Source organism: Glaciibacter superstes DSM 21135 (assembly GCF_000421145.1).
GTDB lineage: Bacteria > Actinomycetota > Actinomycetes > Actinomycetales > Microbacteriaceae > Cryobacterium > Cryobacterium superstes.
The window spans coordinates 1-23,384 of the sequence record NZ_ATWH01000004.1; the positions used below are offsets into that span (position 1 = coordinate 1).

Sequence of the window (23,384 nt, forward strand, 5' to 3'; positions counted from 1 at the left end):
TGTCGGGCCAGCCTCATACGTTGCCTGGACTGGACCCGGCAGCGATCGGATCCACCCGAGAACTTCGGTCAGGTCGAACCCGAATCGTCGATGCACGACCTCACCACTGTGAACATCGATGCCACAACCAGCGATAGTTCGGGCGTGCACATCCAAGCCAACGAAAGTACGATAGATAGTCAACTGGGGCCTCCAAAGTTCACCTGTCGGATAGGTCAACTCTTCACCTGTTGGCAACCCACGTCTATGTGAAACGAGGCCCCAGCCTTAAGAACTGGCCACCTTCATATCGTCTAGGTCGTGGCTTTCGGCGATCTCGGCGGCGTCACCCCAGGTGCCTAGTCGCAGGTCCACCTGGGTGTGATCGGTGGGGTCGAAGCCGGCATCGACGCCGTCGTGGGGAGCGAAGAACGGCAGGATGTGCACGCCGGTGTAGGCGTCGGACCATGGTGGGCTAGTCAGCAGGCGCTGCAGGGACGGGAGGTCCGGAGCAAGCCGGTCCGCGTAGGTAATCAGCTGAACGCCGTTGCGCATTTGGAGTGTCCTTTTTCTGACTCGGGTTCGGTCGGGCCCGGCTTACGGTTGTTTCGGTCGAAGTCGACCCCTCACCCGCAGTGCGCGCGCAGCCGATACGGATGGCGTGTGGGGCATCTTTCCCCGGTAGAAGACGGGTGTGTTCAGTGGCAGCCGACGCGCTGCAAGGTATTAACCTGAACGCAGGCTCGACACGAGGTTTCCGGTGGCACCGCCTCCGAGTGTGCTGGACCGAACGGTCAGCTGGGTCGGGAGGACTGTGACGTCCGCGGTCTCGCCAGATCTGCCCTCGATCTCTTCGAGGAGCTTGCGAGCCGTCGTCGCGCCGATCTCCTCGAAGGGCACGGTGATGGTGGTGAGGTCGAGCAGGGATGATGTCTCGTGGCCATCAAACCCGATAACGGCTACGTCGCTGCCGGGCGCGAGCCCGCGTTCACGCATGGTCCGGATCGCGCCGTAGGCCATCTCGTCGGAGAAAGCGAAGACAGCGGTCGGGGGGCGGTCACCGTCGAGCAGCTGAGCCATCGCATATGCCCCGCCTGCGATTGTGAAGTCCCCAGGGAGCACCAGCGTGGGATCCACGGGTAACCCGGCGCGTGCCATCGCTTCGTTGAAGCCTAGGTGGCGCTGGTACTCGAGTACGCCGGGATCGTGCGCGTCACGTCCGTGGATCAGAGCGATGCGAGTGTGCCCCAGGCCGATCAAGTGCTCGGTCGCCACAACGGCCCCCGCCCGATCATCAAGCTGCACGCTCGCGCCCCATGGGCCGTGCTCTCCAAAGGACGCGACGGGCATGTTCAGCTTGGAAATCTCCTCGACATCAGGGCTGTGCATGGCGAGCGAAAGGACGATGAAGCCCTCAACTCGGCGCGCTAAGCGCTTGCGCGGTGGGACTGGGTGGGGGTCACTCGGGTCCCCCGTGCAGTAGAGCAACAGATCCATATCGGTGCCGCGCATTGCAGTTTCAATGCCCGAAAGCATGCGCTGGAACGCCATGCGGTTGACGAACGGGGTAATGACTCCGATGCTGCCTGCACGACCCGTGGAAAGGGCAGCCGCAGCGGGGGACCCGACGTAATTGAGGCGCTCAGCGGCCTGCTGTACGGCCGCTCGGATCACGGGGTCGACGGTCTGGAAACCGCGAAGTGCTCGTGAGACCGTCGCGGTAGATACCCCTGCGACACGAGCGACGTCTTTGACCGTGACGTTCAAAGCCCCTCCTTGGTGCTGGTGTCATTCATCATAGTCATGAACCGATCGAGTGCAAGTAAGCGATTACGCGCGGCGGCAAAGACGCTCGATCTTCCGCGCATTCATGGGTTTTCGCCCCACCAGCAGAGGTACCAGCTGATGCTTGAGAGTAATCAAGTAACCGATTACTTGACAATCGACCCAGACTCAAGCATTCTGTATCGCTGCGCCCAGCACGAGCGTCGCTGGCCTGCTTGCACAGCCGGCCAGAGCAACAGCTCAAAGGAGAGAGAGAAATGCACAGCAAGAAGCGGCTTGCAGTCACAGCCTCAACAGCGGCTGCCCTACTCATCGGCCTCACTGGATGTGGTGGCGCGCCAGATCAGGCAAGCGACGACGGTATCGGTCCGATCACCTTCGCGTCCGGGAAGGACCTGACAGGAGCGATGCCACAGCTGATCGACATGTGGAATGAGGCCCATCCCGACCAAGAAGTCACCTTCCTTGAATTGTCTGCTTCACCGGACGATCAGCGCACGTCCTTCGTACAGGACTTCCAGGCCAAGAGCGGCAACTACGACGTGATCTGGGGCGACGTCGTTTGGACGTCGGAGTTCGCCGCACATGGTTGGCTTGAAGAACTCGACCCGGAGAAGGTGGCCAGTCCTGACATCCTTCCCGCCGCCGTCGAATCGGCTAAGTACGACGGTAAGATCTGGGCGGCGCCGTTCATGACGAACGCAGGTCTGCTGTACTACCGCTCCGACCTGATCGACGCACCGCCCACGACGTGGGAAGAGCTTCAGGCGGGTTGCGAGATCGCGGCAGCGAACAACATGGACTGCTACGCCGGACAGTTCGCCCAGTACGAGGGACTCACTGTGAACGTCGCAGAAGTCATCAACTCCGCTGGCGGATCCTTCCTCAGCGAGGACGGCAAGTCGGTTACTGTCGACTCGCCCGAGGCGCGTGAAGGTCTGCAGCATTTGGTCGACATGTTCGAGAACGGCGATATCAACGCCTCCGGTATCACCTACCAGGAGCAGGAGAGCGCCAACGCGTTCTTGGACGGCAAAGTGATGTTCCTGCGCAACTGGCCGTACGTGTACACCGCGGCCAGCGAGGAGGGCTCGGCGATCGCTGGGAAGTTCGGCACCGCTGTACTCCCCGGACTCGACGGCACGGGAATTTCGTCGCTGGGTGGCATCAATCTAGGTGTGTCGGCGTTCTCGAAGAACAAGGAGACCGCGAAAGCGTGGGTCGAATGGATGCAGTCCGAGGAAGCGCAGCGGGTGCTCGTCAGCGTGATGAACCAGGCCTCAGTTCGCAGCGACCTCTACACCGACCCCGAGCTGGTCGAGGTTTCGCCCTACCTGCCGACTCTGCAGGAGTCGCTGGAATCTGCCAACCCACGGCCACGCACCCCCAACTACAACGCGGTGAGCCTGGCGATCCAGGAGAACGCATACGCCGCATTGCAGGGAACTGCGTCGGTGGACGAGGCCATCACGCAAATGGCGGCTGACCTCGAGCAGGCGATTCAGTAAGAACGATCAGGAGGCGAGTCATGTCCATCTCACCCCGGGTCCTGAACCGGCGCCGCTCTCGCACCGGAACCGGGCGGGCGAAAGATGGCGGACTCGCCTTCTGGCTCGTTATCCCCTCGGTCGCAGTTCTGACCCTGGTGATCGCCTTCCCGGTGATCTCCTCAATCATTCGCTCGCTGTTCGGAGACGGCATCGGCGAAGTACCCTTCGTCGGCCTCGACAACTACGCCCAAGCTCTGTGGGGCTACAACGCGGACGACTTCTGGGCATCCACGGGTGTGACGTACCTGTTCACCGCCGTGACCATCGTTCTCGAAACCCTCATCGGTCTCGGCATGGCACTTGTGGCCAACAGGGCATTCCGTGGCCGCGGACTGATTCGCGCCAGCGTGCTGGTTCCGTGGGCAGTTCCCACCGCTGTAGCGGCTGTGCTGTGGAAGTGGGCTTTCGACCCGCAGGGGATCATCAACTCTCTGCTAGGCACGGACATCATCTGGACCGGTTCGTCCGTACCGTCCATGATCGCGATCATCGTCGCCGACACATGGAAAACCGCTCCGTTCGTCGCTCTTCTCGTGCTCGCAGGCCTGCAGGTCATTCCCGAGGAGGTCTATGAGGCCGCGAAGATCGACGGGGCAAGCGCGTGGAAGCGTTTCGTGTTCATCACGCTGCCGCTCGTCAAGCCTGCGCTGCTCGTGGCGGTGCTGTTCCGAATGCTCGATGCGCTGCGTATGTACGACCTGCCGGAAATTATGACCAATGGTGCGAACGGGACGGCGACGTTGTCGGTGCTGGTCGTACAGTCCACCCTCAGTCAACTTAAACCTGGCTACGGCGGTGCGCTCTCGACGCTCACATTCCTGTTGATCTTCGTGACGGCGTATCTCTTCGTGCGGCTGCTCGGTGTGAATGCCGTGGAGCAGGCCGGCGGACGGAAAGGAAAGAAGCAATGACCATCCAGACTGCAGCGCAGACGACCCGACCGGGTGTGCGAAGCTCGAGGGATGCTGCACGGATGCGGCGCGGCATCCCTTGGGGATCGATCGGCACGTACGTCCTACTCGCAGCGATCACATTCTTCTGTCTTGCGCCGTTCTATTGGATGTTCGTGACGAGTCTCAAAGGGTCGAACGAGATATTCGATAACAGCCTGTGGCCGATCAACCCGACGCTGGACAACTACGCGGCGGTATTCGGCGCGCAGAACACGTTCGTCTTCGCGCTGCGCAACTCCGCAATCATTGCGAGCTGCGTGACGGTTATCGCACTGTTCTTCGGAGTCACGGCCGCCTATGCCATCGCCCGCTTGGAATTTCGCGGTAAGAACGTCGTGCTCGGACTATTCCTGGCGACGTCGATGTTCCCAGGCGTTGCGATACTCACTCCGCTTTTCCAGCTCTTTGCGGACCTCGGATGGATCAACACGTACCAGGCGATGATCATCCCTGACATTAGTTTTGCCTTACCGCTCGGCGTTTACATTTTAGTCAGCTTCTTCCGCGCCATGCCCTGGGAACTGGAAGCGGCCGCGCTGGTGGACGGCTGCACCCGAGGGCAGGCGTTCCGGAGGATCATCCTGCCCCTCGCGGTGCCTGGGGTGTTCACGACAGCGATCCTGGTGTTCATCTCGGCGTGGAACGAGTTCATGATCGCCAACGCGATGTCGCAGACCCCCGCAGCCCAACCCGTCACGGTGGCGATTGCGCAGTTTACTGGCATATCGCAGTACGACAAGCCCTATGGAACACAAATGGCGGCGGGAGTGATCGTCACGATCCCGTTGATCATCATCGTGCTCATCTTTCAACGCCGCATTGTCAGCGGCCTCACCGCAGGAGGTGTCAAGTGAGTGGGCTACGCGTACTCATCATCGGAGGTACCGGAATCATCAGTACGGCGGTCGTCGCCGAAACGGCGCGGCGAGGCCACAAGGTGCACACACTCAGCCGCTCAGGCGAGGACGCGGGACCGCAACCACAGGGGGTGCGGGCGCTCCGAGCCGACGTGCGCGATGCTTCAGCAGTCGCGGAAGCAATCGATGGATTGTCTTTTGATGCTGTCGTCCAGTTCGTCGCTTTCGAGCCAGAGCACGTGCGAGCCGACCTGGAGATGTTCGCTGGCCGCACGAGCCAGTACATCTTCATCAGCTCCGCCTCGGCCTACCAGACGCCACCGAGCAGGCTGCCCGTGACCGAGTCGACTCCGCTACGAAACCCGTACTGGGAGTACTCACGCAAGAAGATTGCGTGCGAAGACGTGCTAGCCGCCGCCTACCGCGACACGGGGTTTCCTGTCACAATCGTGCGTCCCTCCCACACCTACAACCCGAGCATGATTCCCTTCGATGGCGGCTGGACCGTTGTCGAACGCATGCGTCAGGGCCGTGAGGTGGTGGTCCCTGGTGATGGAACATCGCTGTGGACGATCACGCACCATACCGACTTCGCTCGAGCATTCGTCGGTCTCTACGGCCGAGACGAAGCTATCGGTGAAGCTTTCCACATCACTTCGGATGAGGCCCTGACCTGGAACGCGATCTACGGGCACATCGCGCGGGCAGCGGGCGTAGACCCGAAGCTGGTGCATGTTGCGTCGGCATCCATCGCTGCCGCCGACCCCGAGTGGGGCGCCGCACTGCTGGGAGACAAAGCCAATTCCATGGTGTTCGACAACAGCAAGATCAAGCGCCTCGTGCCTGACTTCGTCTGCCAGGTCCCCTTCGCTCGCGGAGCCGAGGAGATCATCGCGTGGCACGATAGCCATCCCGAATCATGCCAGGTTGACCAGCATATGGATGCGGTCATGGATTCGCTTGCTGACGCCTACCGACCGCGCTAGCTCACCACGCTCCCTCAAGAGATAGGTTACGAAAAACAAAAATGAAGTACACCACGCTTGGCCGCTCAGGCCTCGTCGTCTCGACGCTCTCGCTCGGAACCATGACCTTCGGAGCCGAAACCGACGCCGAGCAGTCGCACAGACAGCTCGACCTATTCACGGGTGCCGGCGGAACCCTCATCGAGACCGCCGACGTGTACAGCGGCGGTCGATCAGAGAAGATTGTCGGCGAATGGTTGCGACGGCAGAGCGAGAGCACTCGTGATCGGCTCGTGATCGCGGGCAAGGGACGGTTTCCCGTCGACGTCGACGTGAGGGACGCGGGTACATCGCGACGCCACCTGCGTCGCGCGTTGGACCGCACCCTCACCCGACTCGGTGTGGATCACATCGATCTGTATCAGCTGCACTCCTGGGATCCAGTGACCCCGCTCGAAGAATCGCTCGGCTTTCTTGAAGACGCCGTCCGTGGAGGCAAAATCAGCTACGCGGGCCTGTCCAACTTTCTGGGCTGGCAAATTGCGCAGGCGGCATCCGCGGTGGGAAGTCGGTTCCCGCTGATCTCGATGCAGCCGCAATACAACCTGCTGGCCCGGGAGGTGGAATGGGAGATCCTTCCCGCATGCGAAGCCAATGGGATTGGCGTACTCCCGTGGTCTCCTCTGGGTGGCGGATGGCTCACAGGAAAGTACTCGCAAGATCACCGGCCCGCTGGCGCTACCCGGTTGGGTGAGGACCCCGATCGCGGGGTGGAAGCCTACGATTTGCGATCAGCGCAAGCGCGGACGTGGCGAGTCCTCGATGCTCTGGAGAGCATCGCGCACTCGCACGACCAGTCGATGTCACGCATTGCGCTCGCCTGGCTGAGCGCGCAACCGGTGATCAGCTCGGTGATCCTCGGGGCGCGCACCGTCGAGCATCTCGAAGACAACCTCGGAAGCATCGAAGTCGCCCTCACCGTCGACGATCTCGCGGCCCTCAACGCGGCGAGCGACCCGGAGCCCTCCCCGTGGCCATACGGGGCAATGGGCCGAGACCAGCGAAGCCGCCAGCTCGCGTAGGGATGAGCGCAAACTAACATTAGGACGAGTGGGCCGTGGCGCCTAATGGGTGGTGAGGAGAGCTGAGAAACTCGTAATGTGTCGGGCTTTCATCGTGTCGAGAATCGGGTCGCGGATTTCGAGGCAGCTCTTCCAGCAGGTGTCCTACAGGCACGTGCCATGACTCCGAACTCAAGGTCCACATGGGCCGGAACTCCGAGCGTGGACGCAAGCGCACCGATCGCGCCGGTGGCCTCCACCGGGAGCATCTTTTCGGAGTGCTCCCATTCAAACCTGGACAGGGCTTCGACCAACCGCGACAACGAATTGTCAACTCCAATTCGCGCCCTAGCCCTTCTGTCTTGGATCCGGCACTTCCCTCGAGGACACCCCCATGTCGAGGCACAGTCGGCGAACTCGAGCGTCGCCAGTGTAACTCCCCCAATAGAATTGGGCAATCGCGTCGCCCACCCGGCGGAATGCGCAAGGACATCGTCGTCGTACTCCTGGGGGCACCGTGACACCGAAAGCACTAACCGCCGCAAACGGGACCGCTGTCGCCACTTCGCAGGAGTTCGCCGCAGACCTCAAAGGTTTCGAGCGGAGCCTTCTCGCTCGAATGGATCAGGCCGGACTACCGAGCGACGGGGTACTTGTCTCTGTCCGCGAACGCTCTCGTGTATTCCAAAACGTTGACGACTCCCTAGCGGAACTTGGAAGCGATCGGCTAGCCGAGTCTCTCTACCTCTCGAAGTTCCTCGCAGCTGTAACAGCAGGGCTATTTGATGCTGCACTGAACTACTTGTGGGATGAGACCATCGGCGAGCTTCGTAAACGCGTCGCAGCCTATGATCTGTCCTACTTCTTCGACCTTGCCGTAGGCTCGGCTTCCGAACAGCGCAAGGTGCTCAAACATGAGGACGATCTTTCGAAAGTTACCGATCAGGATCTGCTGCAGGCAGCCAACCGGATAGGACTCGTTTCCGACGTCGGCTATCAGCAACTTGATCTGGTTCGGTTCATGCGCAACCATGCCAGTGCCGCGCACCCGAACCAAGTCGAGCTGCGCGCTATGCAGCTGCTTGACTTTCTCGAGACGTGCATCGTCGAGGTCATCCTCCTGCCGGAAGACGATGTCGTCGTCGAGATTCGGCGCCTTCTCCAGAACATCAAGACACAGAAACTCTCTAAGGGCGACGCGGACACGACCGGGTCGACGTTCGATCGACTCCCAGAGGAACAAGCCGACAACCTCGCTTCGGGACTGGCCGGCATTTACACGCGCCTCGATACCGACGTTCAGACCCGCGACAATGTTCGACTCATCCTCCCCAAGCTGTGGCCACATCTCACCGAGGATGCTCGTCGGCAGTTCGGGGTCCGTGCGCTGCGGTTCCGTGTCAATCAGGATTCCGATCAAGCAGCTCTGGCACGTGAACTGCTGGACGCGGTCGATGGGGCGAGCTACCTGCCCGAGGAGCTGAGGATTCCCGAAATTCAGGCCACCCTTGAAGGTCTCTACAGTACTCATCACGGCTGGAACAACTTCGTCAACGAGACCATACCGGCACGCGCCCTCAAACGAGTAGTGGGCGACCCGCCTGACGTGCCGGAGTCGATCGAACAGAACTATGTACACACGGTTGTGTACGTGTTCCTGACAAACGGGCACGGGGAATCATTCTCGGCTTCTCCGATCTATCGCGAACTCATCGAAGGATTCACCCCAACCCAGGCTAGGACCGCGCTTCTGAGTTTCACCGACTCCACAGTCTCGGCACGATTGCAACACGCTCTCGCTCAGCGCCAGTGGAAGGATCTCCTCGCGTTCCTGGAGAACAAACTGATCGGTCGACCCACGAAGCGCCTGCACGAAGCGCTCACCGAGTTCACTGGTCCGCCCTATCAGGCCAAGAAGGACACCAAGATCAAGCGTCTCGTCACCGTTGTGAAGGCTTAGGGCAACCCATGACTGCGGAGCCGGCAGCATCGCTGTGGAACCGATGGGATCCGCACATCCACGCACCGGTGACAATCCTCGACAATGTGCGATGGCGACGGGGTCAGCACAGCGGCGGCGATGGGGTCCGGGCTGGCCTTTCCGGGAATTAGTGGATTGGGATTGCAGCAAATGCCACATGGGAAATATGACGCCGCGCGCGCGTCCGTCGCGGACTGAGCGCGAGCTCCAGTAACGACAGCGACGACAGTGTGGGGGAGCCGCCCGGCGTCAGCGGATCCCAGACACGTTAACCGCAGCCGTGAGGTCATCGGCGACCGCCATCTCATCTCGCGTCGGGGGTCATGATCGTTGTGTTGGCCATGAGCTTGACGCTGATCCCGGTGCGCGTCGTCAGGCGATAGCCTCTTTCCGGCTGCCGACGTAATCCTCAACGATTTCGCGGAAGGATGCATTGGTTTGAAGTCCGAGCGCCTCGGCGCGCTTGGTCGAGAAGTGTGCGGGCCAGGTCGTGACGATATCGATTACTTCGTCGTCGAGCTCCCAATCGATGAGCGTGGCAGAGCCGGGGGCGACCTCCTCCAAGGCCTCGACCATCTCTCGCGGCGTGGCCGTCAGTGCGGGGAGGTTCATTGCCGTTCGACTGCCCCAGGATGTTTCGTCCGAGACTGCGGCGCGCAAGATCCCCTCGATCGTGTTGGATGGTGAAGAGAGCGCGACCGGCGTCTCCTTCGGCACGGGACATACGCTTCGCAGGCCGGCGAATGGCTCGCGGATGATACCGGACAGGAAGCTCGATGCCGCAGCGCTCGGGGCGCCTGCGCGCACCGAAACGGTCATGAGTCGCACGCTACGTCCGCGGATATAGTTCCGCCGCGAGTATTCGGCGACGAGCATCTCGCCAACGAATTTCTGGGACCCATAGCTTGACTGTGGCCGCGGCAGCGTGTCACCGCCCACCGTCCGCAACAGTGGGCCAGCGGGATCTTGTCCGAACACGGCCAGTGAGCTGGTGAATACGACGATTGGGGGCGCTCATAGTCCGGGCGTGCTCCAGCAGAGCGATCAGTGCATGGAGATTGGTCTGCATCCCCAGGTCAAAGTCGGCTTCGGCCGCCCGCTGACAACGCCGGCGAGGTGAAACACCGCATCGACTTGCCCCAACCGGCCAAGTTGTGACGTCACGTCACCAATCAGTACCGTGACGCGGGGATCGGCGGTCGTGTCTGACACCGGCGGGACGACATCGAGCACGACAATCTCGGGCAATCGGGCGCGCCTCCGTTCCAGCGAGGGCGATCTCACTGTCATCGAGCAATCTCCGGATCAGGAGATCCCCCAGAAATCCCGATCCCCCTGTAACCGCCACCCGTACACCGTGCTCGCTCACATGTCCTCCATCGTCGTCTGTTCAAGTGAGGAGAGGACATCGACGAGTGTCTCGGCCTCGCCGACGTTTCCCGGGACCACGATCTGCATTCGCGACCTTCCTTCGAGAGTCATATCCCACACCGAGATGCCTGGCTCAATCTGGCCGCGCACGTACACATGGCTTGCCCCAAGTCCGGTCCTCGCGACTTCCGCCGCAGTGATGCCCCCTTGGGAAACGATCACCCCGGCCTGCTTGGCGAGGATCCGCGTCGCTGTCATCACCACTTCGCCGTCGGCAAGGGTGCCATGCTCCGCTCGGCGATGGCGCTCGGTTATAAGGACCGCTACGCGGTGTTCGCGGAGATAGTGTGCCGCCTGAACAGCTGCCGCACTGCCCGCCTTCTCCGGATCCGCGCGCGCTAAGTCTGTCGCAATCTCAATCGGCGGGATGCCGAGCACCTCTGTCAGCCGTTGCAGTTGCCCAGTTGATGCCGCGGTGTGCGAGCCACATACAACAAGAAGGCCGTCGTCCTCAGGCACATCAACTGGACGTGCGATAAGACCGTCCCTTGGATGGCCTGCGCAGATGGCTGCGAGAAGCGCGCCGGACCTCACGACAACGTGAGTGCTGGCCTGCAGCACCGTTCGGAGTCCCGCATGGATGGGCAGGATGTCATCGTCGATTTCCGCGTCTGGGACGATGGCCTCTCCCGGTCCGGCGCATCGCAAGGCGTCCGCGACGGCAGCTCCGCCCGAGGCTCGCACGTTTTCGAGTGGCACAGCGACCGCGCGGCGGTTCCCGGTCTCGCGAACCCACTCGATCAACTGGGATTGCCGGTAGCCGAATACCGGGTCACGTGCGAGTTCGGTCTCGGCAGCAGGGAGGTCTGCCCCGCCGATGCGGACATAGTGCACTGAGCCGACCGTCGTACGCCCTCCCGCAGGAAAGGCCGGCACGAACAAGATGCGACCGTCGTCTCCGGCGAACACGTCACTTTCGGCGAAGACATGGCCGCGCAGTGTCGAGTCGCCCCGCAGCACGACGAGAATCGGTGACCCGACGCGCGATTCGACTTCGGCGAGCTGATACTTAATAAGACTGGCGAGTTCTACCGCCTCCCCCTCCGGAATAGCCCGGGAGTTGGTTTGCAGATACACCGCGCCATCCGAGATGAGCGCGGCGACAATCGAGTTCGCATTCCACCGGAGCAGCACGCGCAGACCGGAGACAGATTGCGTTCCTGTCGGGTCGCCATCGAGCACGACGGTGTACATTAGGTTCCCCGTTTCGCGGTCGTACCCTGAAAATCGGTGATGCCACTTTCACGGAACAGGCGGCGAAGATTGTCCGTCTCCGCGGACGTAAGGCTCTGCGCCGCCTGCTGGAGCTCGGATGCCCGCTCGCGTCCCGTACGGACGACGACATCCACTATTTGTGCGGAACGTCCGACATATCCGAAATCGAGGACAGTCGCATCCCCGTGCTCTCGCCAGATCGGGTCGTCGCACAGAACAGCACCGAGACAGACGCCGCGTTTACGCGCTACGACGCGTAACAGTCCGCATATGTTCGTGCGCCTCTTGCCTGCCGATTCGTGGCGCGAGCCGCATCATCGCGGCTTCAGCCAAGATCAGCCCGTCCGTCAGCGTGCGATTCTGACGCATTCGCTCGGTGTCAACGGCGAGCCCGTTCAGGGCCTGGAAGAGGTGGTCGAGCGCCCCAGAAATAAGCAGGAGTTGTTCAGGGCCGACTTTCCACTCCACCATCCATTCGCGCACGTCGCGCTCGTTCTCCTGGACCATGTACGCCAGTCCGACAGATACCTGGCCCATGGCGAGGCGAGGCGCGGCGCGGCGACGGAGAATTCGGTGTGGGAGGGGTTCGTCTTCTGGGGCATTGTGCTGCTTCCGACGTCTCCGGCGTCGCGGCCTTCGAGCACCTCGCCGATCTCGGTACGTTTGAGGCTGTACAACTCGTTGGAGACACGAGCAATGGTGCCTGCGAGTAGCCGGTCCACGCGACGATCTCTGCGGTGCGATCCCGCACGGAGTGCCAGGACATCTGCGGCACGCCGAGTCCAAGGATCTCCAACACGCGGTCTTGGACCTGCCCGCCGACCTCGCCCATCGCCGACATCGACCCCGCCGCCCCAGCGACGTTGCCTGCGAGAACGCGCGGCGTCAGTTGCATCAGACGCTCGCCCTGCCTGGCCAGCTCGTCCGCCCACCCGGCGACTTTCAAGCCGAATGAGATCGGCACGGCGTGCTGTCCGTGTGTGCGGCCAGACACGGGCGTGACGGCGTGCGTCTCAGCGAGACCCGACAGCATCACAAGCATCTCCGCGCCGCCAAGGCCACAACGTGTCAGCCAGACGTGTTGACCGATTGATGCGCGAACTGGGTATGCTCGGCCGCATTCGGGGCAAGCGCGTGAGGACAACGATCCCGGACCGCAATGCCGACCGGGCGCCGGATCTTCTCTACCGTGACTTCACCGCGCTGATACCAAACCAGCGCTGGGTGGCCGACTTCACCTGTGTCCGCACCTGTGCCCGATTCGCCTATGTGTCGTTCGTGATCGACTGCCACTCCCGAGCGATCGTCGGCCAGCATGCCGCGATAACGAAAACGACGCCGGTGGTCACCACGGCACTGCGGAAGGGGCTGTGGCGACGCGACCGGGCCATCCGACCAGTCGCGGCCTCGTGCACCGCTCTGACGCCGGCAGCCAAGGCGGATTCAACTGGTCGTCGCAATACCTCGATTCTGGAGGTATCGATGGGAAGGCCAACTGGATGGATGACGGCGTTGACGGGGCGGTCGCCGATGAAGTCTCCTGGCAAGCCGTCATTGCGGCGGGAGCAGTGAGACGCCAGATACAGAGGAGACAGGTGGATTAGAGGAGGTGCTGCGTTCATTCATTCATTCATTCATTCATTCATACCGAGGGAGACAGTCCGTGACCTCACAGCATGAGAATCGCGGTCGACGATTGTCCGTAACTGGTGGAGGCACACCCTCTTCACCCCGTCCTGACCAGCATGCCCGTAGTCGGGGTCAGGACCGCTGGCAGGCTTGTCCAGCTTCGCCTTGCCGTCACGCACGTTCGAATCACTCCGCGGCGTAACGGAGATTCTCTCTTCAACGCGATCGGTGGATCGAGGCCCACGTCACCCAAGAGTGGCTCATGTGTAAATGACGCTGCGAACACGATTCGACCACCCCTGTCGATGAACCACTAACCGGTTGCATGCGCCTTGGCACTGAACGTTGGGTCGAACGGGCGCAGTCCGAGGGTTATGGGTTCATCCGTCTTGCGACGGCGAACTCCGCGAGCACCTTGCCGGTGTCAGCACCGAGGGGACGCGCGGCCGACCGGAAGAGGGGCGCCTCACCGTCAAAGGTGATCGGGATTCCCGGAGCGCTCAAGTTGGACATTTCACCTAGCTGGGGGTGGGCCAGTGGTACGACGTCCGATCGATCCCGCACGATCGGGTCACGCAGCGCTTCCGTCGGTGTCCGGACGATCGCTGCCGGCACATTGTGGTCGCTGAGAGCGTTCAAGATTTCGGTGCTCGACCGAACTTTGGTCCACTCCTCGATCAGCCGGTGCAGAGTGTCCGAATCGGCGACTCTTTCCTCGCGATTCTGGAATGGGGTTCCCTTCATCCACTCTGGGCTGCCGATGGCGGTGAATAGCGCAGCGGCGAGGTGGTCGGTGTGTGCGCAGATGGCGACCCAGTTGTCTGACGACTGGAATACTCCGAAGGGTGCCAGGCGCGGCACGAATTGGCCGGTGCGACCTGAGCACCCTATCTCTTCCATCACGTCAAACGGTTCTGAAGCAATCATCGAGGTGAGGGCACCCAACATTGAGACGTCGACATGTTGGCCCAAGCCGGTGCGATGACGTTGATGAACCGCTGCGAGCACGCCGGTGACCGCGAAGAGCGGTGCGATCATGTCGCCGAGTTGGATTCCCAGTCGGATGGGCGGTTCGTTTTCGTCCCCTGAGGTAAACATTGTCCCGCTTAGAGCTTGAATGATGGCGTCGAGCGCCTTGGCGGATCCGTAAGTCGTGTCTTGTCCGAATCCGCTGATCGAGCAATATACGATACGCGGATTGGATGCCTTGACGGTGAGGTAGTCAATGCGCAGCCGATCGGTCACTCCAGGACTGAAGTTCTCAACGAGGATGTCGGCCCTCTCCACGATCGTCATGAACGCCCGATAATCGTCGGGGTGTTTCAGGTTAAGGGTGACGCTCTCTTTGTCTCGCCCTCTCACGAGCATAGAAACCGACCAGTCTTCCGGTTCTTGCCGTTTAACTGATACGCCGCCGTCAGCGTTCACGAACGGAGAATTGTTCCGGGAGCTGTCGCCGCGCGCGGCATCTTCGATCTTGATGACCCTCGCCCCGAGTCCGGCGAGCTGGAGTGTCGCGTATGGCCCCGATAAAGCCGTTGTCAGATCCACAACGAGGAGTCCTTCGAGCGGTCGTGGTGGTTGCATCTGGCGCTTCTCTCTCTCAATGCCGTCCGGGCCGTGAATGCACATTGTGTTGCGTGTGAGCCCAGCCGCACGCAGATAGGTTAATACGACCGCGGTAGTCCCAATACCTTGGTCGCGACGAATGACTTCACGAGGTTGTTGTTGATCGGCGCAACCTGGTACATCCGGGTTTCACGAAACTTGCGCTCGACGTCGTATTCGGCGACGAAGCCGTAGCCGCCGAAGGTGTTGAGACAGACGTTTGCGCTCTCCCAGCTGGCGTCGCCGCTCAGGAGTTTGGCCATGTTGGCTTCCGCACCGCATTTTTCTCCCGCGCTGAAGAGATCGGCCGCCTTGTAGCGCATGAGATCGGCAGCGCGGATCTTCATATAGGCCTCTGCAATCGGGAATTGCACTCCTTGGTTGGTGCCGATGGCACGGCCGAAGACTTCACGCTCCTTCGCATACTCGGTCGCCTTGTCGATGAACCAGTAACCGTCGCCGATAGCTTCGGCGGAGAGGAGTATCCGCTCGGCATTCCAGCCGTCGAGCACGTATCGAAATCCTTCGCCGACCTCGCCGACAACCGCGCTGGCCGGTACCCGCAGGCGCTTATACGTCACCTGGTTGGTCGCATAATTGAACATTGTGCGGACTTTTGTCACTTCGAGAGCATCCGGCTGTTCGACGCGCACCTGTCGGAGGTCAATGAGGAAGAGTGTCAACCCTTTGGTCTTCTCCTTTTCGTTCCGCGGGGATGTACGAACGAGTGCGAAGAGAAGATCTGATTGGTCGATCCTGCTCGTCCAGGTCTTCTTGCCATTGATCACGTATTCGTCGCCCACTTTTTCGGCGGTGCTGACGATACGGGTGGTGTCGGAGCCAGCATCTTCGGTGATAGAGAACGCCTGCAGCCGAATTGTACCGTTGGCGATTCCCGGCAGATAGGCGGACATTTGTTCTTGGCTGCCGTGATTCAATAGTGCACTCATCGTGTACATCTGTGCATGGCACGCTGCCGAGTGGCCGCCGGAGCGATTGATTTCCTCCATCACGATCGATGCCTCTGTCAGGGTCCACCCGAGGCCGCCGTATTCGCGTGGGATAAGAGACGCTAGAAGTTTGCTTTCCGTCAATGCCGTCACAAACTCGTAAGGGTATTCGCGTTCCAGGTCGAGGGCCCGCCAGTAGGCATTCGGGAACTTCGCACAGATGTCCCGCGTGCGACGGCGAATGTCGGCATAGCTGTCGGTGGTAGGCATCGATTTCCTTCGAGCAGTGGGGAAATAAGCACCGGCAATGCTGGCACCGGCCAATAATATGGAATATATTCCTGATACGTTGTGGAGTCAAGCCATCGACAGTTTAGGGAAACTGGTGCGCAAACTCAGGCTAATACAGTAATGTTCGATAGAAAATACTGTATTTTTGCCTTCGAACACCGTAAAGGAGTGTCATGTCGGGAGTCGCCACACAGTCGTCACAATGGGAGGGCCGCTTCTTCGAAGATTTCGCCGTTGGGGACATCTACTACCACCCGCAAGGAAAGACAATCACGAGCGCCGACAACCAGTGGTTCACGCTACTCACGCAGAACATGGCGAAAACCCACGTCGATTCGAACTTTGCACTGCAGACCGAATACAAGCTCCCACTCGTAAACTCGACGTTCACACTCGCGCTCGTCACCGGCCAGTCGACGATTGACCTCTCGTTCAACGTCTACGCCAACCTAGGGTGGGACACGGTTCGCTTGCCGAATCCCGTCTTTGAGGGGGACACGATCTATTCACGGTCTAAGGTCTTGGCGCTTCGGGATTCAAAGTCGCGGCCCGCAGTCGGCATCGTGACCGTCGCCTCGGAGGGATACAACCAGAAGGGCCACATCGTCGTCAGATATGAGCGCACGTTCATGGTCTACCGGCGCGGGCAGGACCCGCAGCTGGCGGCGACGCGACCGGACGAATCAACCCTTCCGAAGGTCAGGGGATGACCGTGCAGCACACGCCGATGCCGCAGTCAGCAAACACGCGACCGTTGAGCGAGACGGAGGCTGCAGCAACGAGTGATTTGACGTTCCTTTTCGTTCCAGGCGATAGGCCAGAACGTTTCACCAAAGCGTGGAACTCCGGTGCTGACGCCGTGATCATCGACTTGGAAGACGCTGTCGGTGAAACGTCTAAGCGCGCCGCATTAGCCAACGCGAGCAACGCTCTTGGCGCTGGCAAGTTGAACGCATATGTTCGACTGAACGGATACACCACTGAATGGTTCGCCGAGGAGATCGAAACTTTTGCGACGCTGTCACAGCGGGCAGACAGCGGGTTGCGTGGGATCGTGTTAGCGAAAGCCGAATCCGCCGAATCGGTGCGCTATGTGCGTTCACGATTCCCCGACGAGGTGCAGGTCATCCCTCTCATCGAGAGTGCACGCGGCGTCCATCGGGTGCCGCAGATCGCAGAAGTGGTTGGCATCACCCGCTTTGCGCTCGGCGCGATCGACCTCGCGGTCGACCTCGGGGCAGACCCGTTAGGTGACTACCTCAACTATGTGTGGACCCACCTCGCGGTGGTCTCCCGCACGTTCGGAATGCTACCGCCGATTGGTGCCCCGTCGCTTGCGATCTCGAACCTCGACTTGGTGCAAGAGTTGGCGCATCGTGTTCGCGGCTTCGGTTTCGGCGGTCAGCTTTGTATCCACCCGAAGCAGCTGGAGGCGGTACGGGCAGGATTCCGTCCGAGCGACGATGAGATTGCGTGGGCGACTGAAGTGGTGGGCTCGCAGGGCGCCGCGATCGCGGTGGCCGGAGCGCTGGTCGACAAACCAGTTCGAGATCAAGCCCAGCGAATCCTCGACCGAGCGCGCGGTGAAATGCGATGATGCACAAACCGCTCGATGGAATAACCGTTGTGGCACTCGAACAGGCAGTGGCCGCCCCTTTCGCCACACGGCAGCTAGCTGATCTGGGCGCGCGAGTCATCAAGGTCGAACGAAGTTCAGGAGACTTCGCTCGTGGTTATGATGCGAGCGTTCATGGCCAGTCGAGCTACTTCGTCTGGCTGAACCGCGGGAAAGAGAGTATTGCTCTCGACCTAAAACAGCCGGACGACCTGGCCTTACTCAAACGGATAATCGGCACAGCGGATGTCTTTGTGCAGAACCTCGCCCCAGGCGCGGTCTCTCGTTTGGGGCTCGGGGAGACGGATCTTCGAGCCGAGAACAGCAAACTCATCCATGTCAGCATCAGCGGTTATGGCCCGGGCGGCCCCATGGAGCACAAGAAGGCGTACGACCTTCTTATCCAGTGCGAGGCTGGACTCCTGAGCGTCACCGGGTCGCCAGAATCAGCTGCGAAAGTCGGAATCTCCATCGCGGACATTGCGGCAGGCATGTACGCTTACACGGGCATTCTCACCTCTTTGATCAACAGAGCGCGCACGGGTAACGGCGACGCGCTGGAGATCTCGATGCTCGAGGCGTTGGGTGAGTGGATGGAGCAGCCAGAACTGTATGCACGTTACCGTGACCACGGACAGCAGCCGAGGTCGGGAGCACAGCATGCGACCATTGCGCCGTATGGGCCATTCGACACCGTCGACGGTGTCGTATTCTTCGGAATTCAGAACGAGAGAGAATGGCTCGCGTTCTGCGACGTCGTATTGGGCAAATGCGACGTCGCCCAAGATCCCGATTTCGCGGGGAACACTGCCCGTGTGTGCAATCGGGGCCGGCTTCACGATGCGATCGACGCCGTCCTCGCCGACCTGTCAACCCATGAAGTGCTGCAGCGATTGGATGCGGCCGGGATAGCGAACGCCCAACTGCGCGACATGCACGGCTTTTCCCAACATCCGCAACTTGAAGCTCGCGCACGCTGGGCGGACATTGAAACACCCGCGGGAGTTGTCCGCGCACTCCGACCGCCGGTTGTCAGCAGCACGTACGAACCGATGATGCGCGCTGTTCCGAGCGTCGGTGAACACACAGAGTCGATCAAGAGAGAGTTCCCGGAGGAACGATGAGCACCAGAACGATGGCCGAACGCCTCGCCGAGCACGTGGTCGCCGCGCACATTGTCGATGACGAGTTGAGCGACCAGATCCGGCTGTTCATGCTCGACTATCTAGCGGTGACCGTCGGGGGGATCGACCGTCTCTCCGCAGTCGCCGCTCGCACAGCGGTAGACACGGAACCGAGCCAAACGACGGCCCGCCCGAGTGCCATCGCCGGGACGGGTCGGTGGGCGAGTATCGAGGATGCCGCGCTCGTGAACGGCATCACATCGCATGGGCTCGAGCTCGACGACACGCACGAAGCTGGATCAATGCACCCCGGTGTCGCGATCTTCCCAGCTGCCTTCGCATACGCGGACAGCCACGAAACCGATATGGAAACGTTCGTTCGCGCGATAGCAGTCGGATACGACGTAATGTGTTCCATCGGCGTGCTTGTCGGCGCCAAAGAGAGCTACCATCGCGGCTTCCACCCGACCGCAATCTGTGGTGTCATCGGTGCGGCAGCTGCGATCTCGGTCATGATGGGGCTCGATAGAACGGCCGCAAGCCACGCTCTCGGGCTCGCTGCGAACATGGCAGCTGGGAGTCTCGAATTTCTCGCCAACGGGTCGTGGACCAAGCGGCTGAATGCAGGGCACGCGGCTTCGACGGGTATCCGGGCGGCTCGATTGGCTCAGGCGGGCTTCACGGCGCCTGCCAACTATCTTGAAGGTCGCGATGGATTCCTCCGCCAGTACGGCGAAGGCGACTCCAGCCAACGGGACCTGGTGCTTTCGTTCGGGTCAGGGGTGCGAGAGACCAGCATTAAGTTCTACCCATGCTGCAGGTACATGCACGGCAACATCGATTTGCTCCGCGCAATCCACGATGAGCATCCGGAGCTGTCGCTCGACTCAGTGACTCTCATCGAGGCCGCCGTCATCAGCGCCGGGGCGGCGCTGATCTCTGATCCGCCCGTGAAGAAGCTCAACGTCCAATCAACTGTGGACGCCCAATTCAACATGCCCTTCGGGGCGGCACTCGCCTTGTCGACAGGCAAAGCGACCGTTGATCAGTTCGACGATGCCGTTCAGGTGGCGTCGCAGCTCGCAGATGTAATGGCAAAGGTGCGCTGCTACACCAGTCCGCGAGTGGAGGCTGCGTTCCCTGGGTCGTGGCAGGCGGAGGTCAAGGTTCATTTGGGGGATGGCACCATTTTCGAACGATATGCGAAATCATTCGCCGGGTCACCGAATGACAATGCAACCCACGAAGACATCCTCGATAAAGCGGGTGACCTGGTGACGCCGTTATGGGCGGCCACCGTTTTCGCGGCTTCCGAAGCATTGACATCGAGAGACATCATCGATTCCACACGTGTCTTGGTGGGATAACGTTCGAGCGGGGTAGAAATATATGCTGTTCCTATATATAGAGTTTAGAAGGAGCGTGTATATAGAGTTTAGAAGGAGCGTGGAAATTGGCGCCAAGCGAACGCGGGCGTGGCCGCGCCCAACTGAGTGACGAGGCTGCATCATATATTCGTGGCATGATCATGGCCGGGGAGCTGCAGCCGTTCGAGTCGGTGAGAGCCGATCTCATTGCCGAAACACTCGACATTTCGTCGACGCCCGTACGCGAGGCCCTTCAAGCACTTCGCGTCGAAGGATTTCTGACTTTGATTCCGCGCCGCGGATTCACGGTTGCGCCACTCGTCGGAGAAGACATCCGCGATCTGTATAAGGCCCAATCGCTCATTGCGGGCGAGCTGGCGGCCAGGGCCGCCGAACGGGCCACCGATGATGACATCGCCGAGCTGCAGGCTCTGCATTTCGAACTTCTAGCCGCCGCGAATCGGGGCGCCCACGAAATGCTCGAAGAGAAGAACCACGAATTCCACCGTCACATTAACGTGATCGCTGGGTCGCAGAAACTGCGTTGGGTGCTCGGTCTCGTTTCGCGCTACGTCCCTCGACGGTTCTACGCGCAGATCCCGGGTTGGCCGAAAGCAACGTCGGACGATCACGCCGGCGTTCTTGACGCGATTCGTCAACACGACGCTGAGGGCGCGCGCCGCGAGATGCAGGGTCACATCGTCAAGGCGGGCGAGCTGCTTGTGCAGCACTTCGATTCTCGGGTAGCGGTCGGCACGGCTCGGGGCACCGAAATCCCCTGACGCTCCTTCGAAGCATCGGCCCGCTTCAATTGATGAATAGGCAGCCATCGTTCAGTGGCGCCGACGGTGATTTGCGTTGTCCAACCAATTGACGAAAGCATATCCTGTCAAATGTATTCAACTCAGGCGCGGTTAGGTTTTTCGCGAAGAGCCGTCCGCGGACCTCCTGCTGCTGAATCCGGGCTCACCCGCTGATCGCCACCGTCATCTGGCCTGCACGTACCTCACGGCGGTCGTCAACGACGGGATGCTACGCGAGGTCGCCCCGGTCAGCCTCGGCTAGCTCATTCACAGGCGTCGGGGCGCGCGCACCCACGGGGACATTGATCTCGTAGCCCCTCGATTGCAGGTACACCACGTGACTCGCGGTTTCCGACAGTGCCAAGCGAAGTGACAGGGCTTGCAAGGAGTCCCAACCCCGTGACCACGTCAGGTGCTGGGCGATCTCCCAAACGGTGCGGGGGCTTCGTTCGTCCAGGACCTCAAGCACTTCGGCCGCCCGGCGAAGGTTGTGCTCAACAAGTTGCTTCACCCTGCGCCGCATGCCGGTGAACCGGTATTCGTGGGCAGGACACACTTCCATGTCATCCTCGAATCCGATCCGCTCAAGCGACGCGAAGTAATCCGCCAAAGGGTTCGCTGGGCCCGGAGTCTCGAAGGTGACATGCGGCGATATGCGAGGGAGCACGTGGTCTCCGCTGAAAATCAGACCGCGGGCCTCATCTATGAGACACACATGCCCAGGCGAATGCCCTGGGGTGGCGATAACGCGCACGCACAGCCCGGGCGCCGGAAGCAGTTGACCATCGGCGAGCCTCAGATCCGGGAGCGCCAAGCCGCGAAGGCCGGCAACCTTTTCGGAGGTCACCGTGAGCTTATGCAGCATCCCGCCCCGAACCCCCCATACTGCCAACTGGTTGCGGTCCGCCGCGATCGCAATGGCGTCATCGGACGATACGTCCCGCACTTCATGCTCGCCTAGAGCAAGCCATGCTCCCGATGTCTCCCTCAGCCGTTCCGCCATCCCGAGGTGGTCGGAGTGGTAGTGCGTCGCCACAATTCCGGTTAGGTCGGTCACGGCCAGCCCGGCCTGTCGTAGTCCGGCACCCAGGTGGCGCCAGCCGACTTCGCTGTCCGCCCCCGGGTCCACGAGCACAGCTCCCTCGTGGCCGAGCAGCAAATAACTGAGTGTGTATCGCATCGGGTTGTCGAGGAACGGAATCGGAATCGACCAGACGCCGTCGCGGACACACTCGACTGGGGGCAGAACCCTGTCAGCCCAAGCGTTCTTCTGGACATTACCGGTGACGGTGATCAACGTGTCTCTCACAGAGTCCTCCACCTTCCGATGTCGTTCGTCGGACACGGGCGCCTGGAGTCAACTTTCGCTGACTTCTGCTTCGATACGGTTCCAGACCGTGGTGGCAATCGGATCAGCCTTCTCTTCAAGCAGGTGTCCCACAAGACCGATTGCACGTGCCATGACCCCGAGCCCGCGGGCCACATGGGCCGGAACTCCGAGCGTGGACGCAAGCGCACCGATCGCGCCAGTGGCGTTCACCGGGAGCACCCTTCCGGAACGCTCCGATGCAATCCTGGACAGCGCTTCGACCAACCGCGACGACGAATCGTCAAACCCCAATTCGCGTCCCAGCCGCAGCAATTTCTGCGCGCGAGGATCGACCGGTTTGTGGACTGGGTGGCCGAGCCCTGGGATCATGCGTTTGTCGGTGGAATATTCGGCGACGATTCCCTCTGCCAGGGCGTTGATCTGCTCGTCGCTCATCCGCTCGTCGGCACTGATCCGGTCGGCGCCCGATTGGGGCAGCCGTTCCTGGCAAATCTTTGCAGCACCCTCGATTGTGCCAACGAAGGTATTACCGAGGCCCAGGATGCCCGAAGCGACAGCTCCCTGCAGCGATTCGGGGGCGCCGAGATAGGTCATCCGTGCGGCAATCGCGCTGGGAGTGACACCATGTTCCACGAGGGTGACGACCAGAGCGTTGAACAGCGTTGATTCACGCTCGTCAGGGAGACGCTTGAAAAGTTCGAGGTAAGCGAAATCTCCCAAGTTGACGGTGCCGAGCATCGCAACCAGATCCTGGCCAAAGACAGTGACGGTGCTGGGCGTTGAGCGGGACATCGCGGATCGGATCGTCTTTGGAGTTCTGCTGACGGTTGTTGACATCATGGTTTCCTTTCCCGGCCTATGCCGGAAGTAAGCGTTGCGTCAAATCAAGG

At 61.0% G+C, this 23,384-nt stretch carries 22 protein-coding genes and 1 pseudogene; 12 read left to right on the plus strand and 11 right to left on the minus strand.

Annotated features, from left to right (window positions below; translation table 11 throughout):
• Nucleotides 1-267: 267 nt before the first annotated feature.
• Nucleotides 268-534: a hypothetical protein gene (locus K323_RS0106020; protein WP_022884387.1), complete on the minus strand. Its 267-nt coding sequence runs from the start codon at nt 532-534 to the stop codon at nt 268-270.
• 171 nt (nt 535-705) lie between these two features.
• Entirely contained in the window at nt 706-1,746 is a 1,041-nt protein-coding gene (locus K323_RS24495) for a LacI family DNA-binding transcriptional regulator (RefSeq protein ID WP_022884388.1), read from the minus strand.
• Between the two features lie 275 nt (nt 1,747-2,021).
• Here K323_RS24495 and K323_RS0106035 point away from each other — a divergent pair, with 275 nt between their 5' ends.
• The 6 genes from K323_RS0106035 (at nt 2,022) to K323_RS0106060 (ending at nt 9,110) form a co-directional block, all read left to right on the plus strand.
• The gene (locus K323_RS0106035) at nt 2,022-3,272 is read left to right on the plus strand and encodes an ABC transporter substrate-binding protein (protein ID WP_022884390.1); all 1,251 of its coding nucleotides are present in this window, start codon (nt 2,022-2,024) and stop codon (nt 3,270-3,272) included.
• Between the two features lie 20 nt (nt 3,273-3,292).
• Nucleotides 3,293-4,225 (plus strand): carbohydrate ABC transporter permease, encoded by a 933-nt coding sequence (locus K323_RS24500; RefSeq protein ID WP_022884391.1) that lies wholly within the window; start codon nt 3,293-3,295, stop codon nt 4,223-4,225.
• A complete protein-coding gene (locus K323_RS0106045) occupies nt 4,222-5,121 on the plus strand; it encodes a carbohydrate ABC transporter permease (RefSeq protein WP_022884392.1) in 900 nt (299 codons plus the stop codon). Before K323_RS24500 ends, K323_RS0106045 begins: the two co-directional genes overlap by 4 nt.
• Nucleotides 5,118-6,110: an SDR family oxidoreductase gene (locus tag K323_RS0106050; RefSeq protein ID WP_022884393.1), complete on the plus strand. Its 993-nt coding sequence runs from the start codon at nt 5,118-5,120 to the stop codon at nt 6,108-6,110. The genes K323_RS0106045 and K323_RS0106050 overlap by 4 nt, the downstream gene beginning before the upstream one ends.
• A gap of 41 nt (nt 6,111-6,151) precedes the next feature.
• The gene (locus K323_RS0106055; RefSeq protein ID WP_022884394.1) at nt 6,152-7,171 is read left to right on the plus strand and encodes an aldo/keto reductase; all 1,020 of its coding nucleotides are present in this window, start codon (nt 6,152-6,154) and stop codon (nt 7,169-7,171) included.
• A 496-nt stretch (nt 7,172-7,667) separates the two neighbouring features.
• Nucleotides 7,668-9,110 carry a hypothetical protein gene (locus K323_RS0106060; RefSeq protein ID WP_022884395.1) on the plus strand — a complete coding sequence of 481 codons (1,443 nt, stop codon included), beginning with the start codon at nt 7,668-7,670 and terminating at the stop codon, nt 9,108-9,110.
• A 393-nt stretch (nt 9,111-9,503) separates the two neighbouring features.
• On the opposite strand, the gene K323_RS30195 is transcribed toward K323_RS0106060, so the two are convergent.
• From K323_RS30195 to K323_RS30840, 5 genes and pseudogenes are all read right to left on the minus strand, one after another.
• Nucleotides 9,504-10,136 (minus strand): NAD-dependent epimerase/dehydratase family protein, encoded by a 633-nt coding sequence (locus K323_RS30195; protein ID WP_281170158.1) that lies wholly within the window; start codon nt 10,134-10,136, stop codon nt 9,504-9,506.
• Nucleotides 10,137-10,496: 360 nt separating this feature from the next.
• A complete protein-coding gene (locus K323_RS0106070) occupies nt 10,497-11,756 on the minus strand; it encodes a four-carbon acid sugar kinase family protein (protein WP_022884396.1) in 1,260 nt (419 codons plus the stop codon).
• Between the two features lie 261 nt (nt 11,757-12,017).
• Nucleotides 12,018-12,284, minus strand: a complete 267-nt coding sequence (locus tag K323_RS30200; protein ID WP_157509363.1) for a lyase family protein — start codon at nt 12,282-12,284, stop codon at nt 12,018-12,020.
• Complete coding sequence (locus K323_RS30835; RefSeq protein WP_169515610.1) at nt 12,173-12,499, minus strand: lyase family protein; 327 nt, start codon at nt 12,497-12,499, stop codon at nt 12,173-12,175. Before K323_RS30835 ends, K323_RS30200 begins: the two co-directional genes overlap by 112 nt.
• Nucleotides 12,500-12,504: 5 nt before the next feature.
• Nucleotides 12,505-12,819, minus strand: a pseudogene (locus tag K323_RS30840) (lyase family protein); the annotation flags it as partial.
• Between the two features lie 23 nt (nt 12,820-12,842).
• Here K323_RS30840 and K323_RS28410 point away from each other — a divergent pair.
• Nucleotides 12,843-13,349, plus strand: coding sequence for a DDE-type integrase/transposase/recombinase (locus K323_RS28410; protein WP_157509364.1), 507 nt, complete (start codon nt 12,843-12,845; stop codon nt 13,347-13,349).
• Between the two features lie 429 nt (nt 13,350-13,778).
• Here the strand turns inward: K323_RS28410 and K323_RS24520 are convergent, their stop codons facing one another.
• Nucleotides 13,779-14,993, minus strand: coding sequence for a CaiB/BaiF CoA transferase family protein (locus tag K323_RS24520; RefSeq protein ID WP_022884399.1), 1,215 nt, complete (start codon nt 14,991-14,993; stop codon nt 13,779-13,781).
• An 80-nt stretch (nt 14,994-15,073) separates the two neighbouring features.
• Nucleotides 15,074-16,234 (minus strand): acyl-CoA dehydrogenase family protein, encoded by a 1,161-nt coding sequence (locus K323_RS0106095; protein WP_022884400.1) that lies wholly within the window; start codon nt 16,232-16,234, stop codon nt 15,074-15,076.
• 194 nt (nt 16,235-16,428) lie between these two features.
• Here K323_RS0106095 and K323_RS24525 point away from each other — a divergent pair, with 194 nt between their 5' ends.
• The 5 genes from K323_RS24525 (at nt 16,429) to K323_RS24535 (ending at nt 21,143) form a co-directional block, all read left to right on the plus strand.
• Complete coding sequence (locus K323_RS24525; protein ID WP_022884401.1) at nt 16,429-16,965, plus strand: MaoC family dehydratase; 537 nt, start codon at nt 16,429-16,431, stop codon at nt 16,963-16,965.
• Nucleotides 16,962-17,852, plus strand: a complete 891-nt coding sequence (locus K323_RS0106105) for an HpcH/HpaI aldolase/citrate lyase family protein (RefSeq protein WP_022884402.1) — start codon at nt 16,962-16,964, stop codon at nt 17,850-17,852. The genes K323_RS24525 and K323_RS0106105 overlap by 4 nt, the downstream gene beginning before the upstream one ends.
• Nucleotides 17,852-18,994, plus strand: coding sequence for a CaiB/BaiF CoA transferase family protein (locus K323_RS0106110; protein ID WP_022884403.1), 1,143 nt, complete (start codon nt 17,852-17,854; stop codon nt 18,992-18,994). Before K323_RS0106105 ends, K323_RS0106110 begins: the two co-directional genes overlap by 1 nt.
• A complete protein-coding gene (locus K323_RS28790) occupies nt 18,991-20,361 on the plus strand; it encodes an MmgE/PrpD family protein (RefSeq protein WP_022884404.1) in 1,371 nt (456 codons plus the stop codon). The genes K323_RS0106110 and K323_RS28790 overlap by 4 nt, the downstream gene beginning before the upstream one ends.
• Before the next feature lie 86 nt (nt 20,362-20,447).
• Nucleotides 20,448-21,143, plus strand: a complete 696-nt coding sequence (locus K323_RS24535; RefSeq protein ID WP_022884405.1) for a GntR family transcriptional regulator — start codon at nt 20,448-20,450, stop codon at nt 21,141-21,143.
• A gap of 250 nt (nt 21,144-21,393) precedes the next feature.
• Here the strand turns inward: K323_RS24535 and K323_RS24540 are convergent, their stop codons facing one another.
• Together K323_RS24540 and K323_RS0106130 are read right to left on the minus strand one after the other, a co-directional pair.
• Complete coding sequence (locus K323_RS24540; protein WP_157509365.1) at nt 21,394-22,473, minus strand: MBL fold metallo-hydrolase; 1,080 nt, start codon at nt 22,471-22,473, stop codon at nt 21,394-21,396.
• A gap of 48 nt (nt 22,474-22,521) precedes the next feature.
• On the minus strand, nt 22,522-23,334 hold the full coding sequence (locus tag K323_RS0106130; RefSeq protein WP_026851309.1) for a citryl-CoA lyase: 813 nt from the start codon (nt 23,332-23,334) through the stop codon (nt 22,522-22,524).
• Between the last annotated feature and the right edge of the window lie 50 nt (nt 23,335-23,384).

Coding starts and splice junctions, on each gene's coding strand:
- K323_RS24520 (WP_022884399.1), bottom strand. CDS start 14,993: ATGCAACCACCACGACCGCTCGAAGGACTCCTCGTTGTGGATCTGACA.
- K323_RS24525 (WP_022884401.1), top strand. CDS start 16,429: ATGTCGGGAGTCGCCACACAGTCGTCACAATGGGAGGGCCGCTTCTTC.
- K323_RS0106095 (WP_022884400.1), bottom strand. CDS start 16,234: ATGCCTACCACCGACAGCTATGCCGACATTCGCCGTCGCACGCGGGAC.
- K323_RS0106105 (WP_022884402.1), top strand. CDS start 16,962: ATGACCGTGCAGCACACGCCGATGCCGCAGTCAGCAAACACGCGACCG.
- K323_RS0106045 (WP_022884392.1), top strand. CDS start 4,222: ATGACCATCCAGACTGCAGCGCAGACGACCCGACCGGGTGTGCGAAGC.
- K323_RS0106070 (WP_022884396.1), bottom strand. CDS start 11,756: ATGTACACCGTCGTGCTCGATGGCGACCCGACAGGAACGCAATCTGTC.
- K323_RS0106055 (WP_022884394.1), top strand. CDS start 6,152: ATGAAGTACACCACGCTTGGCCGCTCAGGCCTCGTCGTCTCGACGCTC.
- K323_RS30200 (WP_157509363.1), bottom strand. CDS start 12,284: ATGGTCCAGGAGAACGAGCGCGACGTGCGCGAATGGATGGTGGAGTGG.
- K323_RS28790 (WP_022884404.1), top strand. CDS start 18,991: ATGAGCACCAGAACGATGGCCGAACGCCTCGCCGAGCACGTGGTCGCC.
- K323_RS24500 (WP_022884391.1), top strand. CDS start 3,293: ATGTCCATCTCACCCCGGGTCCTGAACCGGCGCCGCTCTCGCACCGGA.
- K323_RS0106035 (WP_022884390.1), top strand. CDS start 2,022: ATGCACAGCAAGAAGCGGCTTGCAGTCACAGCCTCAACAGCGGCTGCC.
- K323_RS0106020 (WP_022884387.1), bottom strand. CDS start 534: ATGCGCAACGGCGTTCAGCTGATTACCTACGCGGACCGGCTTGCTCCG.
- K323_RS0106110 (WP_022884403.1), top strand. CDS start 17,852: ATGCACAAACCGCTCGATGGAATAACCGTTGTGGCACTCGAACAGGCA.
- K323_RS0106130 (WP_026851309.1), bottom strand. CDS start 23,334: ATGATGTCAACAACCGTCAGCAGAACTCCAAAGACGATCCGATCCGCG.